Origin of the sequence: Heyndrickxia coagulans 36D1 (assembly GCF_000169195.2) — a bacterium.
GTDB classification, from domain to species: domain Bacteria; phylum Bacillota; class Bacilli; order Bacillales; family Bacillaceae_C; genus Weizmannia; species Weizmannia faecalis.
On sequence record NC_016023.1, the window covers coordinates 1,785,611 to 1,802,031 of the forward strand.

Annotated in this window: 15 protein-coding genes and 1 pseudogene; 12 read left to right on the plus strand and 4 right to left on the minus strand. The window is 37.8% G+C overall.

Going from position 1 to position 16,421, the window contains the following annotated elements:
- The first annotated feature begins 3 nt into the window (after positions 1-3).
- The 9 genes from BCOA_RS35460 (at position 4) to BCOA_RS25750 (ending at position 7,849) form a co-directional block, all read left to right on the plus strand.
- Positions 4-576 (plus strand): PRD domain-containing protein, encoded by a 573-nt coding sequence (locus BCOA_RS35460; protein WP_179234739.1) that lies wholly within the window; start codon positions 4-6, stop codon positions 574-576.
- A gap of 173 nt (positions 577-749) precedes the next feature.
- Entirely contained in the window at positions 750-1,190 is a 441-nt protein-coding gene (locus BCOA_RS25715) for a PTS sugar transporter subunit IIA (protein ID WP_014096937.1), read from the plus strand.
- A gap of 11 nt (positions 1,191-1,201) precedes the next feature.
- A complete protein-coding gene (locus tag BCOA_RS25720) occupies positions 1,202-1,693 on the plus strand; it encodes a PTS sugar transporter subunit IIB (protein WP_014096938.1) in 492 nt (163 codons plus the stop codon).
- Between the two features lie 12 nt (positions 1,694-1,705).
- Complete coding sequence (locus tag BCOA_RS25725; protein WP_014096939.1) at positions 1,706-2,506, plus strand: PTS mannose/fructose/sorbose/N-acetylgalactosamine transporter subunit IIC; 801 nt, start codon at positions 1,706-1,708, stop codon at positions 2,504-2,506.
- Positions 2,503-3,324, plus strand: a complete 822-nt coding sequence (locus tag BCOA_RS25730) for a PTS system mannose/fructose/sorbose family transporter subunit IID (protein ID WP_014096940.1) — start codon at positions 2,503-2,505, stop codon at positions 3,322-3,324. Before BCOA_RS25725 ends, BCOA_RS25730 begins: the two co-directional genes overlap by 4 nt.
- Positions 3,325-3,345: 21 nt before the next feature.
- Positions 3,346-4,023 carry a hypothetical protein gene (locus BCOA_RS25735; RefSeq protein WP_014096941.1) on the plus strand — a complete coding sequence of 226 codons (678 nt, stop codon included), beginning with the start codon at positions 3,346-3,348 and terminating at the stop codon, positions 4,021-4,023.
- A gap of 185 nt (positions 4,024-4,208) precedes the next feature.
- Positions 4,209-5,519, plus strand: coding sequence for a transposase family protein (locus BCOA_RS25740; RefSeq protein WP_014096942.1), 1,311 nt, complete (start codon positions 4,209-4,211; stop codon positions 5,517-5,519).
- Between the two features lie 174 nt (positions 5,520-5,693).
- Positions 5,694-7,313 (plus strand): hypothetical protein, encoded by a 1,620-nt coding sequence (locus tag BCOA_RS25745; protein WP_014096943.1) that lies wholly within the window; start codon positions 5,694-5,696, stop codon positions 7,311-7,313.
- 44 nt (positions 7,314-7,357) lie between these two features.
- Positions 7,358-7,849 carry a DUF2961 domain-containing protein gene (locus tag BCOA_RS25750; protein ID WP_225620946.1) on the plus strand — a complete coding sequence of 164 codons (492 nt, stop codon included), beginning with the start codon at positions 7,358-7,360 and terminating at the stop codon, positions 7,847-7,849.
- A gap of 111 nt (positions 7,850-7,960) precedes the next feature.
- Here BCOA_RS25750 and BCOA_RS25755 read toward each other — a convergent pair whose 3' ends face one another.
- A complete protein-coding gene (locus tag BCOA_RS25755) occupies positions 7,961-9,646 on the minus strand; it encodes an IS1634 family transposase (protein WP_014096945.1) in 1,686 nt (561 codons plus the stop codon).
- A gap of 82 nt (positions 9,647-9,728) precedes the next feature.
- On the opposite strand from BCOA_RS25755, the gene BCOA_RS25760 reads away from it, so the two are divergent.
- Positions 9,729-10,433, plus strand: coding sequence for a glycoside hydrolase family 172 protein (locus tag BCOA_RS25760; protein ID WP_014096946.1), 705 nt, complete (start codon positions 9,729-9,731; stop codon positions 10,431-10,433).
- A 270-nt stretch (positions 10,434-10,703) separates the two neighbouring features.
- On the opposite strand, the gene BCOA_RS25765 is transcribed toward BCOA_RS25760, so the two are convergent.
- On the minus strand, positions 10,704-11,534 hold the full coding sequence (locus BCOA_RS25765) for a DUF1835 domain-containing protein (RefSeq protein WP_014096947.1): 831 nt from the start codon (positions 11,532-11,534) through the stop codon (positions 10,704-10,706).
- A gap of 521 nt (positions 11,535-12,055) precedes the next feature.
- Complete coding sequence (locus BCOA_RS25770) at positions 12,056-12,829, minus strand: acetoin reductase (RefSeq protein WP_014096948.1); 774 nt, start codon at positions 12,827-12,829, stop codon at positions 12,056-12,058.
- A gap of 480 nt (positions 12,830-13,309) precedes the next feature.
- Between BCOA_RS25770 and BCOA_RS25775 the strand changes: the two are divergent.
- Positions 13,310-13,682, plus strand: a pseudogene (locus BCOA_RS25775) (DUF2750 domain-containing protein).
- Between the two features lie 1,132 nt (positions 13,683-14,814).
- On the opposite strand, the gene BCOA_RS25780 reads toward BCOA_RS25775, so the two are convergent.
- Positions 14,815-15,180 (minus strand): hypothetical protein, encoded by a 366-nt coding sequence (locus BCOA_RS25780; protein ID WP_014096950.1) that lies wholly within the window; start codon positions 15,178-15,180, stop codon positions 14,815-14,817.
- 200 nt (positions 15,181-15,380) lie between these two features.
- Here BCOA_RS25780 and adhP point away from each other — a divergent pair, with 200 nt between their 5' ends.
- A complete protein-coding gene (gene adhP, locus BCOA_RS25785) occupies positions 15,381-16,403 on the plus strand; it encodes an alcohol dehydrogenase AdhP (protein WP_014096951.1) in 1,023 nt (340 codons plus the stop codon).
- The last annotated feature ends 18 nt before the right edge of the window (positions 16,404-16,421 follow it).

The window sequence follows — 16,421 nt, forward strand, 5'->3', positions numbered from 1 at the left end:
ACGATGGAATACAGGGAATTGAAAAATACAATTGACAGGAATTCAAAAAATTATTTTGACAAAACAAAGCTTGTCATTACCACAACGGACTTACCAAGCTCTTTTTCCATTCCCCATGTCAATATATACAATATGCTGGATGCAGAGGGTATTTCCAATTTATGGAGTTTAATTTATAACGATATCAGTAGAAATTCCTTTGATAAAATGATTCAGGAATTGCTAAAACTATTTTCAATACAAGGCGTGGTAGACCGGCTGAAATTTTTAAATCCCGTTGTTGTGATCAATGAAGTGGAAAATGTTTTGACAAAATATGAAAATTATTATCGTATTACGTTTACTGGAAAAGTAAAGTTAAATTTGTATATGCACATCGCTCTTATGATAGAACGTCTTTTTATTTCTCGAGAAGAAAAAGAGGATATTAAAGAGAAATTGTCAGAACCCGAAGCGGAATTCTACGTTACTTCAAAAAATATTTTTAAGCCAATGGAAAATAATTACAACATTATGGTCAGCCAATACGAAATCTCGTTGTTATACCAATTAATTGGCCCGTTTATTCAAAAATGAGAGGGCTTTCGTGAATCCCGTAATCTGTCTATCCAGTGTTCCTGTTGTGTCCAATTTTTTGGACACATTATTTTTTACAATTGAAATGCCTGGCATACCTGTTTTTTAAAAGACTGGCACGGAAATTGCATTAATAATATACGAAAAACCGATGAGACGAAAGGAGGAGAGAAATGAACAAAATATTAGTTGCCACTCATGGTTATTTTGCAAACGGCATCAAAAGCAGTATTAAACTTCTTACGGGTGTGGAAGAAAACATCTATTTTTTGAATGCATACGTCAATGATGAGAGCATTGACAAACAAATTGAACATTTTTTCCAATCTGCAAGTGAAGAAAATGAAATTATTATCTTTACTGATTTATACGGAGGAAGTGTAACCCAGAAGATCATTGCTTACGCCAGTTCCATAAAAAGAAAAGTGCATCTCATTTCCGGTTTTAACTTACCGGTCATCCTTGAAGTCGTGCTTTCAACAAAAAAACTGACGGATCAGCTGCTAGAGGAAATGGTTGCCGATTCTCAGAAACAAATGAAATTAATCGAACTAAGCAATCTTTCCAAACAGGAAACGGAAAAAGATAACAATGAGGATTTATTTTTTAATTAGGAGGGATTAAGATGATCGTTGCTCTGAGAGTGGATGAAAGATTAATACATGGACAAGTAGCCATGACTTGGACGAAGGCGTTAAAACTTGATGGTTTAGTAGTTGCAAATGATGAGGCAGCAAATAATGAAATTCAAAAAATGAGTTTGAAAATGGCTGTGCCTCAAGAGATAAAATGCATTATTAAAACGGTGGAGTCTGCAATACAACTGCTGAACGACCCAAGGGCTCAAAAAATGAGGCTTATGGTATTGGTCACAACTGTGAAAGATGCTGTTACAATTTGCGAAAGATTTCAGGACATTGAACTCGTAAATATCGGAAACGCCGGAAAAATGACAGATGGGGAAAAGATCACATTCTCAAAAGAAGTCATGCTCACACAAGAAGAAATTGATCATTTAGAAACATTGGTAAAGCTGTATCCAAATACAGAATTTCAGCCTACTCCAGCCATGGAAAAAAAGTTAGCTGTAAATATCCTTAAAAACATAAGACGTTAGGAGGAATACCTTGTGTATGATGCAATTGTCGTCGCGTTTGCAGTATTTGCAGGAGTTGCAGGACATGAATTGCTTGGCATGTCTATGCTAAGCCGCCCAATCGTTGTCGCTCCTCTTACGGGTTTATTACTGGGGTACTTAAACACAGGACTCCTTGTAGGGGCGTCTCTGGAAACAATATTTATGGGCGTCGTCAATATTGGCATATCCAGTACAGCAGAGCCTTCACTGGCAGCAGGATTAGCCACTGTTTTTTCAATCAACATGGGCGGGAATATGGGCGCGATTATCCCGTTGGTTTTTCCATTAGCCATTTTAGGACTGCAATTGATGAACTTGATCTTTTCTTTTGTTATCGGGCCATTTGCACCGAAATTCAGAAAGCTCGCGCTTGAAGGAAAAGAAAAATCAATCGTCGGCCTTCACTATGGATTATGGTTCTTACACTATGGTTTATATGCGCTCATCCCATTTTTCGCGGTATTGTTTGGATCGGATGTTGTCAGAGATGTATTAAACAGTATTCCGAAAGTGATTATGAATGGTTTAACAGTTGCCGGGAACATGTTGCCTGCCGTAGGGATGGCAATGCTGTTAATGATGCTATGGGATAATAAAATTGCTGCTTACTTCTTTTTAGGCGTTGTATTGGTTGCATATTTAAAACTTCCTTTAATTGCTGTCGCTACAATCGCGTTTATCATTGCTGTCGTTGTTTCTCCAAGAGATCTTCAATTGAAAAAGATGGCAACGGCAAGTGCCCCGGATGTAAATGCCGCCATCTCGGATGAAGAGGAGGACTTTTTCAAATGAAACTAACACAGAACCTTAGTAAAGACGAAAAGAAAATGATTAGAAAAATGTTTTGGCGTTCCGCTACCATGTATATTTCGGTCAATCCGATTACGATGGGAGGAGGCGGTTTTTGCTACTCTATGATACCGTTTATTCACCATTTCTATAAAAATAAAGAAGACCGGAAATTAGCGCTTGAAAGGCATACAGCTTATTTTAGTACAACTATCCCCTTTGCTTCTTTTGTGATGGGAATTGCCGGTTCAATGGAAAAGGAAAACAGTGAGAAACCTAACTTTGATCCGAAAAGTATTAATGCCATTAAATTAAGTTTGATGGGGCCGTTAGCCGGCATTGGTGATTCCCTTTTTTGGGGTGTATGGCGTGTTGTATGTGCCGGACTGGCAATCGGGCTTGCAAATGCGGGGAATTTCCTGGCACCGCTTATCTTTTTATTGGCGTTTAATATACCCAACTATTTAATCCGGTATTACGGCGCATTTTTAGGATATTCACTTGGGTCCAAGTATATTGAAAAAATGTATTCAGAAGGCATTATCGCAGTTTTAACAAAAGCTGCCAGTATTTTAGGGCTGATCATGGTTGGTGCGATGGCTGTCCAAATGGTTAAATTTAAAACAGTCTTAGCTTTTCATATGCATGGAAAAGAAATCATGAACGTCCAAAATGTATTGGATAGTATTTTTGTAGGAATCATTCCTTTGCTGATCACTTTTCTTTGCTTCTATTTATTGAAGAAAAAAGTAAATGTTATCGCAATTATCTTCGGGATCATGGTTTTAGGCGTACTGTTGTCTGTCTTGGGCATTGTCTAAAAAAATTCGGGAGAAAATAATATGGCAAAAAACATAACTCAATTTATCGATGAATCGGTCAATCCCTATTTCAATTTAACAATTGAGAACGGAAAATATTTTAGTACAAATAAAGAAAGTTATTATCTCAAGCAACTGCCGGATCAATCTTTTTCTTTTGATGTTACAAATAATAAAGTGACATCCAGTATAGATGAGTTTGGAACCATTAAAAGCATATCGTTTTATCATGGTAATTATTTAACGGAAGACAAACCCGGGGTATGGGTATCAAAGGATTTTGTTCAGGAAAATGACTTATCATTTAAAATACGTTATGATGATAAACTTTATGACTTTAAAAATTCCAAAAACAGGGTTGAGGCAGACCTGGTGTTTAATTTGTTTCCAAGAATTAAACACGACTTAAAAGATTTAAAATGCACCATCATTGTGTATGCACCCGTCGGAAGAACGGGTGCAAGACTAAGCTGCCTTGTCTATGGGATCTATATTGAAAATTTGAAGCCAACAAATCTTACAGGCGAACTCATATTGCCAAAGTTGTATGAAAAGAAATACTCGGATCGGCGCAATATTTTAATGCATTGCCCGCAAAGCGCGGATAAAAAAACAGTCCATTTTTCTATAAGTCCGGGTAAAGCAAAGTTCATACCATTCATCTTATGTGATCCGAATGCTTACAGCTCTGAGGAGTAAAAATTTTTCGTGATAATTTAACTATTCCCCCCCCAAAAATGCGGCTAAATATGTAATAATTTAAATAATTAGAGCTTGCTGGACGAATATTTTGGCATGGCTTAGTGACAAGTCGAATACAAGCTAAAATTTGATTCGTTCAGCAAGCCCTAATTAAACTTGGCTGTTTTGAGGGGGTTTTTATTTTGGTTACTAGAAAAGAAAAAAGAAATCGTGAAAAAGAAGCAAATTATTTTTTCGAGTTCCTTAAAATTCAGAAGCATTTTTTCAAAGACCTGATGAATAACCTAAAAAAGGTAGCAGACCACCGACATCAAAGCTATATCACTTATGGTCCAGAGGTCCTTTTATTTACGATGATGTTGAAAAATATGACCGGCCTAAAATCCATGAGAAACATGAGTGAGCGTTTTAATAAAGAAGAATGTATTAAAAATGTAGGGAAGGTGTTAGGCTTAGATTTTCTTGAAGAACTTCCACATTATGATACAATTAACGACTTTTTATCTGGCTTAGATGTAAATGAATTAGAAAAAATTAGAACGTATATGATTAAAGAATTATTGAAAAAAAGGTCTCTCGAGTCTTATCGAATTGAAGGAAAGTACTGGGGTGTCATCATTGATGGAACTGGATTACACACCTTTCATAAGAAACATTGTAAACACTGCCTGAGACGGGCATATACAAATAAAGAAACAGGAGAAACGAACGTACTTTATATGCACCATGTACTTGAAGCCAAGCTTGTCGTGGGGGATATGGTCTTCAGTATTGCCTCCGAATTTATCGAAAATGAATCAGAAAATGTTTCTAAGCAAGATTGTGAATTAAAAGCCTTCGACAGGCTGGCAAAGAAAATAAAAAAAATATTTAAAAGACTACCGATTTGTATCTTGGGAGATAGTCTCTATGCATGTGAAACGGTATTTAATCTGTGCAGGGCGCACAAATGGAAATATATATGCAGATTTAAGGAAGGGAGAATTAAAAGTATCTCGACGGAGTTTAAGGCAATAAAAGAGCTGGAACAAAGTAAGGATCAGAATTCATTAGTTTGGGTGAATGATATTGCCTACAAAGACAGAACGGTCAATCTGATGGAGGCCACAATGAAAACAGAGGATGGGAAATCGAAAGAGTATGTATTTATAACGGATATTAAAATCACGAAAAAGAACGTGGAACGACTCATCGCTGCAGGAAGAAGCCGCTGGAAGATTGAAAATCAAGGATTTAACGAACAAAAAAATAATCGTTACAATATAGAACATGCCAATAGCCAAAACTACACAGCCATGAAAAATCATTATTTATTAGTTCAAATAACAGATATTATTAGACAGCTGTTTGAAAAAGGTTCGTCAATCTTAAAAGCACTCAAAAAAACGGCAAAAGAAAAATCCTCAAATCTGTTGGAATCGTTTCGGACACGCATTTTAACAGACGAGGATTTCACCCATTTAAGTAAGCCAATACAAGTAAGGTTTACTTAATGGTTATATTATAGCAAAGGATGTGATGTAAAAAAAGGTTTTTTTGAAGTTGTCCACAATTTTAAAAAAGAAATTTGCAAATTCGGCTCTTTTTGACTTTGAAAGCAGAAAAAATAGATGGAAAAATTTTCTAAATGTGGATAAGTCATTTTATCATAAAACATCTAAAAATTGATGAATTTACTCTTCAGAACTGCGAATGCTTATGAAGATCTTGACAAAGCAGAAAACGCCAATGAGGAATACGGAATATATGAAACCTATTCATATTATAAAGAACGCTTTGGAACGCTTTCCATAAAGCATGATCCAATGGCAGCATATCTTTTGCAAAGGGCGTTGTATCAAAGTTTGGGTGCTTTAACGATGAATTCGAAGGATGAGATTGTCGGGGCGAATTGGGGAACAACACCGGTAACGAATAGGATATGGAATAAGGATATGTATTACGCTTATCTTCCGTTCTCGATTTTTGAACCCCATTTGTATAAAAAAGGCATCTTATGGTTCCTGCAATACGGAATTAAATTTCCTGGAAGCAAATTTAGAGGGGGATTATTTCATTCCCTTAGCAATTCACTGTCTTCGATTATGATGGCAGGGATGTATTTCGAAGCAACCGGTGACCGAACATTTTTCCTGGAGCATCCAGAGGTGTATCCGAAAATGTTAAATATATTAGAGGAAATCCTAAACAGCAGACAAGCATCCGAACCTTACTTGTTTCACTCACTTTGGCTGTCAGATGCTTACTCACTGGGAAAATATCACCTTGGTACAAATATTTGTGTCTGGAAAGGTTGCCAGTCATTATCAACAATCGCAGCGTTCGTATACCATGACATGGAAAAAGCGAATGAATTAAAAAATATAGCAAACTTCATTAAAGAAGATATAGAAAAATACATGACAATAGATGGAACTCACGGGAAACAGTATCTAGAAGGCATTGGCGGATTAACAAATGATACAAAAACTGTTTATCCTCTGCAACCCTACCAGGACGACATTACGAAACAAGGATTAATTTTTCTTACGGATGTCATTGAAAATGGAAGTATAAATCTTGTCATGCATGACGGGGAAGAAACGGACACGACCTTAATGCCCTACTACGGATATAAATCCTATAGTGATCCCATATTAAGGAACTATATAGCCTTCAGCATGAGTCATGAAAATCCGACTTATAATCCGGAAAATAAAGGGATTAAATGGGGAAATGAATCCGGTGCAACTTTTCCGGGTTACATTACTGCCATGTTAGGCATTACAGATGAGGAAAGTATGAATGGAGAAGAAGGATATTTACGTGAGCTAAAACGTCTTGCCGACTTAGATGGATCATGGTGGTGGTGGCCGTACCAGCTAAATTGTAAGCGGGGGGATGTGGTAAGAATGAACAGCTGCGGAAAGTGCAGCTGGGCATCTGGCACATTTGCCACGTTATTTGTAACACAAATATTAGGCATTCAATATAACGCGCTTGCTAAAACGCTGTATTTCAGGCCTTTTTCACCATCCGGCAGTTTTAAATGGGAAAATTTGATGTATGGCTATTCTAAATTCGACTTGTCATTTGAAAAAGACGATGAGGTTTCTATTCGTATTACAAACAAGAATGAAGACTTGGTCGAAGCTTTCGTTGAAATCATTACCGAGAAAAAGCCTTATGATCAAACGAAAAAGATGCTTTTGCCATTTCAAGAATCCAGCTTTCTTAACCAAAAAACCGTGCTGGTCAAAGTAAAAATACCGCCTCATGAAACCTTTGAAATGATAACGAAAGACTAAATTTACATTTACGCTGTGCCAAAATGTGTATTGGGGTGTGAAATATGAATATCTTAAATAATGTAACCAGATTCAAAGGAGAACAGTCCAGAACCATCTCTCCGGAGAATCCTACTGGAGAAAAAGGGAAGGCATGCATGTTTGACAGTAAACTTGGCCCGGGCAGAAAAGGAAGAGGAAGCATATCACTGCCGCAAGGGAAAGAAACAGTCATTGCTGAGATATCCGGCACAGGCATCATCAAACATATGTGGATGACCATTCGGGAAAATACTGAAAAAGGCAGCTTTGTGCTCAGGGATGTAATTTTAAGAATATATTGGGATGGGGCTCGAACACCAGCTGTAGAAACACCGCTCGGAGACTTCTTTTGTAACGGATTCGGCGAAAGATACGATGTAAATTCTTTGCCAATCGTCGTCAATCCAAATGGTGGGATGAATTCTTATTTTGAAATGCCTTTTAGAAAAAAAGCAAAAATCACCATTACAACCCACATTTCGCACGTCTTAAATAAAATTCATTTTAATTTTTGAATGAACTATATTTAAACATTTTAGTGGGATGATATCTTCTTATTTTTGAGGAATTTTCGATAAAGTTCTTTTCAATTCGACATTCTTTTCATGAATTCCTCCTGTTGTGTGTTATTTGCCTTGGTTTTCGACATTTTTTGACGCGTATATTGATAGATCATACCCGCATAATTCAATGATTTTTTTGGCTTGTGAATCAATATTATCGGGTAAGAGCCTTATTTTTTGTTGATTTTGATTTATAAGGATCACGGTAATATCTTCTAATTGCTCTAACAATGCTTGGCCTGTGGGTTGAGAGAGTTTCCTTTTTCCTTTCAAGATTAGAGATAGGTTCTTTTCTTTCAGTTCTTTTCTAACTCGATATTCTAAAATTCCATAGATTAATAAAGCCATCACATACACAATACCTAAGGCCTCAACCCTTTCTGGGGTTTTCAAGTAAATGGCATCAATCATTTGTGAATCTTTGATTAATCGGAAACGGGTCTCAGCGGCCGACTGTCCTTTATAAACCCTCAAAACTTCTTGATTGGATAGTGTCTCCTCATCTAATTTATTTGTGATTAAAACAAAAGTGCTGAGCATTTTTTTCTTATTTTCGATAAAATCATGATCTTTTTCAAACGATTCCAGTTGTATCTGATAGATTTGTTCTCGTTTTGTCTGTTCGTCCTTTTTAGGTCTTCCTCTCTTTTTTCGTTTGATAGGTTGATCACTCATCTGGACGTTTAGTTTATAACAGAAATATGAAGCCTTTTGTTTTTTCTTAAAAGATTGAATTGCTTCTAGTGCGTCCTCTTTACAATGAAAGATAACTTTACTCAGTTTTTCTATCTCTTTTTTTAATTGTATTTCTTCCTTTTCGATCGCCCGATTTAGGGTTTTCTCTTTTCGTTGATCTAAATTGTTTGAGTGGACAACAAGAAACCGGTAAGGAAGGTTTTGAATTTGTCTTTCAAAAGCTTGAATTTGGTAAATAGCTGCGTCTTTTTTATTGCTAAGTGAGCCTACCCTTTCCCAGTTATTGAGCAACCATGCCTCTTTCTTTAGTTCTGTGCTTAAACCGAATGTATCAGGTAAACGGGAAATAAACGATAAATTTTGTTGTTGAATTTCCGCTAGATTTTCCGTTGTGATTAATGCAGAATCGGCTTGATAAATGAGATTTTTCCAATCTTCATGGGAAAGGATTTTTCTCATCTTTTGAATGAATTCCACATTCCAAGATTTATCCGAAGTATTCCCATTTTCTACTTTTGCAAGGATAGGAATTCGTTCAGGTGTGACCCCCATCCCCAGAACGATTTGTTTTAAGTCAGGCCTATGGGCCTTACTATACCCGTACGTAATTTGCAGTCCATCTTCCTTCGGTTGCTTATATTCGCCGTAAACAGAAATTGAGGTTGTATCGTTATGCAGTATACCAATAGGAAGATTCAATTTTTTTAGTGCTTTTAATGCAAGGGTGGAATAGACTTTCCATGCTTCGGCTTCATACAAGTAATCTAATGCTCTTCCTAATGCATCATCATTTAATTGATCGGGTGAAACCGATGTATCGAAAAGCATCTCAGAATCTAGGTTTTGATAGAATTCATGAACCTTATAAAGGGGCTTGCCACTGCATAAAATGTTTAAGACAAGGGCTTTAATCCTTGTTCCGGGTGAGATATGACAACGGACAGAATCCCATTTGACTAAATCATTAATGGTTTTTTCGAGTTCTATTTCATCACACAGTTTAGATAAAAGTTGAGACGGCCCCACATGTAAGGTTAAAATTTGATCTGACATAAAAATTTCCTCGTCTTCCCCTAGTTTAGATAATCATTCAATTCTACAAAGAAGGAGAAAATTCCTTTAAAAAAATCTTAAAATGGAAAAATTTACGTGCGGAATATGCGTTACAAATGAGCATCCTAAAGATATTTCATCCTTCTTTTATACCATTAATTATAATTTAGTAGATGAATTGGATAATGATGTACTTTACTTCCATGCATATTGGAATCGGGAAAGACAAACCAAATTACAAAAAGATTATGTGGTAATTGACAATATTCATGGACATGGATATTATGTGGGAACTTTTCTTGCTCTGACTGCTTTGGAAAGATATTGGTGGGGAGAAGGTGAATTTAAATTTTATATTGATGGCGACGAACAGTATCCCACCATCTCTTCTACAGGAACAGAAGATTATTTCGGGGGAGCCTGGGCTTTTCATCAGAAGGATCTATATGGCAGACCTTCTGCAAAAAATTACTCAACATTATTCTTGGGCTATCCATTCCATTCCAATCGGGATGCTACAAGAGACCGTTTTGAAACCGGCAAACTGAATGCGGTTCATGCATTTGGTGACGACGGATTGCCCCGGCATGGATTATACCGGTGGCATCTCCTGGATCCCATTGCGTTTAAAGAAAATTTGAAAGTAACATTACAGCAAATAGGAAATGATGACATTCAATTATTTGAAAGGGAAGATGACGTGTCAACCGTTGCGTATTGGTATCAAAATAGTGCAGAAGGAGCAATGGACCCGATTCCGGACAGGCGGGCAAGGCTGCCGCGTTAATTCACAAAAGTTGGGTATACGAAAGCCCCTTCCTCGGAAAAACCGGGGAAGGGGTTTTCATGGAATCATTAGAGGATAAAGGCCAGTTTGGAAAGAGGAAAAAAGATCTCTGTTTCCTCTATTGCTGGTAATCCATCCTGCCCTTTTAGAATCCGATTCTCTAATGCAGTTTTTGTGCAAGATCACGGGGAACATTTTTATGTTATGATTCTGCGGCGTTCCTAGTCTGGGTTCCGTTCAGAAAGCAGCTTATACTTTGCATCCATCATGTCAGCATTTAAGTCTTATGCTGTAAAACCGCATCGCTTCAAGACGGCCTTTCGTTTCGAATACGCCAGCTTCAATTAGCTTTCTGATGCGATATTCAAGAAATGTATCCCCCACGTATTGGTCTAAATGCCCGATTACCTCGCCAATGACCCTGGCTGAATTTATAAACTTCCTTGCATTGCCTTTACCATGCAGCTTTTTTACTTTGTCGATAATAAATTCATCGAAATAGTCTTCAGAAACGCTAAATATTTTTCCGTTCTGCCAGATCCTTAAAGTCTCCCGGGTTTCTGCAAGACTAAGCCATTCTTTTTTCAAACCTGTTCTATCATGGTCCGTCAACAGATTTCCAGCGCCATGTTCATATATGTGTTGGAACTTTTCAGGGATCATTTCGCCTGAATGAAGCAATGTATATTTTACATTTTTTACCGGGAATCGTTTTTCATACTCCTTTGTCGTGTTTATAACGGTTATATCCATATTTTTATCTTTTAATAGATACACAGCGAATCGCAATCCTACTTGTTCGTGCGCATTATCAGAGGTCCAAATTGTTACATGCTCCTCATCAGCTACTGAGTTGATCTGATCGAGTGATCTTTTAAATTCTTTGAGATAATCCGGAATTTCATCAAATTCATCACTCATGCACTTTTCCATCCACTTCAATCTGGATTTAACTCCGATTTCTTCATTTAACTTATAAATGGGGCCAACGGAAAATATATCCCAAAAAGAGATGACCGTATCCTTCTTATCAAGTCCCATTTTCCTTAATGTATGTTTCAAGCTGCCCGAAGCTGTTGCACCAAATAGAATATGTATCATTTATCCATCCCCTTTAGTTTCGTTTTCCTCCCTCCACCAAATCCAAACCAGTCGATCACGTTCTATGCGACACGGATTGAATAGAAAACCCGCCCAATCCCTCATGCGTCGTATATGTAATCGCTGCATCATGATAATGAGATAGAAAGATTAGTCTTCAGGTAAGTTGGGTCAATCATTCACCCATTTACATTTCCTCATACCCCATTCACAGGTTACCATTTGAAAGCTTACCAAACGCTGGTATCCTTGCATCACCGAAATTAGCTGAGAAGAAAAGGGTACCTGTTACTGTATAACGGGTACCCTTTTGAGGTGCAACATTAAAAAATAAGTTAACAACACAAGCAAAGGTAGGAAAAATCTCATATTGTCACTGACACTTTAAAATGGCGAGAAACTGATGGGATCATTTGTCCGAACGTTGACGGCATTATTGTCACTCATAGGGGAAGCCATCTTGTAATACCGCGGCTTCCCCTATGACTTTAATATAAAAAAGAAGTAATAGCTTACCTTTATTATCTATATACAAGTCCACCATCTGTTAAAATTGCTTGTCCTGTTATATAATCAGCGTCATCTGATGCTAAGAATGAAACTAAGTTTGCTACATCTTCCGGGGTTTGATATCTTCCTAATGCTATTTCAGAAGAAAACTTTTCAAATGCTTCACCAGGTTTTAAATCATCACTATATTTGACCATTTCTTCATCAATTCGATCCCACATTTTCGTCTTAGCGACACCAGGGCAGTATGCATTCACTGTAATTTGATATTTGGCTAATTCTTTGGCAGCGGAATGAGTAAAGGATTTAACTGCGTGTTTCGTAGCTGAGTATGTACCCAACATTTCGTAGGATTCATGTCCAGCTATACTGCATGCGTTGATAATTTTCCCTTTTGATTTCTGGCTTATAAATTGTTCGGCTGCTGCTTGTGTTCCAAAAACAACGCCATTTACATTAATACTAAAGAGCTTATTCAGCTGTTCCTCTGTAATTTCTAAGAATGGGGATACTGCATCAATTCCAGCATTATTTACAAATACATCTAAATGGCCAAACTTCTCAACACCTTTTTTAACAAGATTAAATTGGTCATTTCGTTTAGACACGTCACCTTTGACGCCAATAACATCATAACCTTTATTTTTAAATTCGTTGACGGTTTCATTTAATAGTTGTTCGTTAATATCATGAACAACAACACTAAAACCATCTGAGCATAATCTTTCTGCAATGCCTTTTCCTAACCCACCAGCTGATCCTGTTACAATTGCAACTTTAGACATAAAAAAGATCTCCTTTACAATAATTTAAATTATTCATAATATAGAATAACAGTTTCTATGAAGCATGTGCAACCAAAGTCTCTCCAGCCTTCTTCCATATCCAAAGTGGAGCTTGAACCAATCTCCACATCGAACCTTGTAATCCGGTGATTACCTAGAAGACTATTCCAACAATCGAGTTCCTCATTATTTTATGCCTTCCCACCCGGTTCTATAGCTTCCCCCCATTCCTATAATGCTTTATACTCGGTTAAGATTCGTTCAACATGCATCGCAGCAACTCACAACGTCATCAAGTAGCAGGTTGTACATACATTGTTGAGCTAACAGGGAAAACCTTGAGCTCTCCTATAAATTCTTAGCTAATACGGCTTTCGAAATGAAGACTGATATTAATATCGAAACGATTGAAACAATAGAAAGAACCAGAAAGGAATAACTTTGGATCAGATATATGAAAATTAACAAGGAGTGGAATCTATGAATTCAAAAGAAGTTGAAGCAGTTTTTACACTCCAAGTGTTTAAAAGATATGAATATTTTATTAAAAAGAGTGTTGATTATGAAGAAATTTGGGGACTATACCACCATGGCTGGGCGATGTCTAAGGATGATAACGGATGTCCGCTTGTAAATTTTTGGCCCAAAAAAAATTGCACAAAAATGTGCAGTAGAAGAATGGAAAGAGTACCATGCAAAAAAAATTGACCTTTATGAATTTATGAACGAATGGTTACCTGGGATGAAATCAGACGGTATTAAGCCATCCATATTTTGGAATAACGTTGATTCAGTCGTAGTAGATACAGAAAGACTAAAAAAAGACTTGGATGAAGAACTTGAGAATTATTAGGTGAACCAAAACCGTTTTTCCTTTTTTTATCAGGATTTTTAAAGATCGAACCGCCTTTGAACCAGATCCGAGCGGCTATATCCATGAACCTTTTATTCGGACAACATCTTACCTTCCCTGAGAAAAACTGCATACAGTTGGATCTATACTGGAAGATGCCAAAATCACAATCAGGAAAGCTTATGCAGGATGACATCGTTCCCACACTAAAAAAATAAGGCCTATTGTATCTGCAAGACCTTAAAAAGAGGCGTAACAAAATGATAAATTTTTTTGTTTTGTTGGTTTAAAAAACCGAAACCTGTTTCACTTTATATTCTAAAAACAGGCCAGGGTTAAACCGCCAGGCCTGTTGGTTTTGGCTAAAGTAAGTTCAAAGCTGAACATTTGGTCAAAGGGTACAACGGCAAAGATGCAAAAAATGATAAATTTTTTGTTTCAGTGTTTTAAAAGTTCGAAGCTTATTTCACTTTATATCATGAAGATAGTCCTGGGGTTAAACTGCCAAGCTTGTGGGTTTTGGCTAAAGTAAGTTCAAATCTGAGTGTTTGGTCAAAGGGTACACGGCAAGCATAAAAAAATGATGATTTTTTGTTTCGGTGGTTTAAAAATCCAAAATCTGATTCACTTTATATCCTAAAAACAGGCCTGGGGTTAAACTGCCAAGCCAGTGGGATGTGGCTAAAGTAAGTTCAAAGCTGAGCACGTAGTCAAAGGGTACAACGACAAGCATGGAAAAAATGAAAAGTTTTTTGCTTCAGTGTTTTAAAAGCGCAAAGCTTATTTCACTTTATAATAATGAAAAGCAGGCCTGGGGTTAAACCGCCAGGCCTGTAGGTTTTGTCTAAAGTAAGTTCAAAGCTGAACATTTGGTCAAAGGGTATAGCGGCAAGCAAACAAAAAAATGATAAATTTTTTGTTTCAGTGTTTTAAAAGTCCGAAGCTTACTTCACTTTATATAATGAAAACAGGCCCGGAGTTAAACCACCAAGCCTGTCTGTTCATTCAAGTATGTTTAAATTACGACCTGTCTTGCCTGCGTTCCCTTTCATGATCTGTCATTCGACGTGGGGTGCAGAAGTTCCCGGCCCCCTGCTTTGTAAAAACCTTCACAAAGGTCCTGCCTTGAAACCTAAGCCAGGTTCACTTCAATATTGATTTTGTTATCCGTGATCGTGTATATATAATCTTTTGTAATCCATCTGGCATTTTTAATTATGCAGTGGACGAGGTCAGGATCTTTGTCTTCAAGCAAAATTTCCAGCAAACTTTTTAATTCTATTAAATAGTCGTAATCCATTTTCATGAACGGGTTGTATCCGACTAAATAACTGGCACGCTTCAACAGTTTCACTTTTTTTGTTTCATGGCTGTGCCAAAAAATATCGCCTTGAATGATCAATTGGTTTTCCCGAAGGTTCTTCATGGCTTCGCCAACATAATTTTCTTCAATCTTGTAAACACCAGGTGTCACTTGACTCAGCTTGTCCATATTCATACGTACTCACCTATTTTCTCATCGCAGTATGGCAGAAAGGTTTCTATATTTATACCCTGTTTCAAAGAAGGTAAGCCAGACATATACCGGGTGGAAAAACCGGAAAATTTTTCAAAAAAATCTTGATTGCCCGGAGAGAGGCCATTATAATAAAACCAAGATTGCGAAATATCCAACGAATATGTTTTGGAGGGATGCGCATGAGAGCAGCAGTCGTCAGTTCTGATAAGCAAAAACTGGTAGAGGTCAAAGATGTGCAGTTGCGTCCACTTGAATATGGGGAAGCTTTGGTGGATATCGAATACTGCGGTGTCTGCCATACGGATCTGCATGTGGCAAAGGGCGACTTTGGCGATGTGCCGGGACGCATTCTCGGCCATGAAGGAGTCGGCATTGTCAGGGAAGTCGCGGATGGTGTCACTTCTCTTAAAGTGGGCGATCGTGTAAGCGTTGCCTGGTTTTTTGAAGGCTGCGGGCATTGTGAGTACTGTTTAACGGGAAATGAAACATTTTGCCGTGATGTGAAAAATGCAGGCTACAGTATCGACGGAGCAATGGCAGAGCAGTGCATCGTCAAAGCGGATTACGCCGTAAAAGTGCCGGAAGGGCTGGATCCAAGGCAGGCGACGAGCATTACTTGCGCAGGTGTCACCACTTATAAAGCCATTAAAGTCGCAGATGTGAAGCCGGGCGAATGGATTGCCATTTATGGAGCCGGCGGTCTTGGTAACCTTGCTGTCCAGTACGCCAAACATGTATTTAATGCGAAAGTCATTGCGATCGATATCAATGACGACAAACTTTCACTGGCAAAAGAAGTCGGTGCTGATCTCACCTTTAATTCCAAAATGAAAGGCGATCCGGCTGAATGGATCCAAAAAGAAGTTGGCGGCGCGCATGCTGCAGTGGTAACGGCTGTTTCAAAACAGGCTTTTAACCAGGCTGTCCACTCTGTACGGCCGGTTTCAAAAGTCGTTGCTGTCGGGCTCCCTCCGGAAACAATGGATCTTGAAATTGTGAAGACGGTTCTTGACGGAATAGAAGTCGTCGGCTCTTTGGTAGGCACGAGAAAAGACCTTGAGGAAGCTTTTATGTTCGGTGCGGAAGGAAAAGTCGTCCCGGTTGTGCAAACGCGCAGACTGGAAGAAGTTGGAGATGTTTTTAAGGAAATGGAAGAAGGCAGAATACAAGGCAGGATGGTTCTGGATATGTCGTTGAAATAAGTGCAGGCAAAACATCAT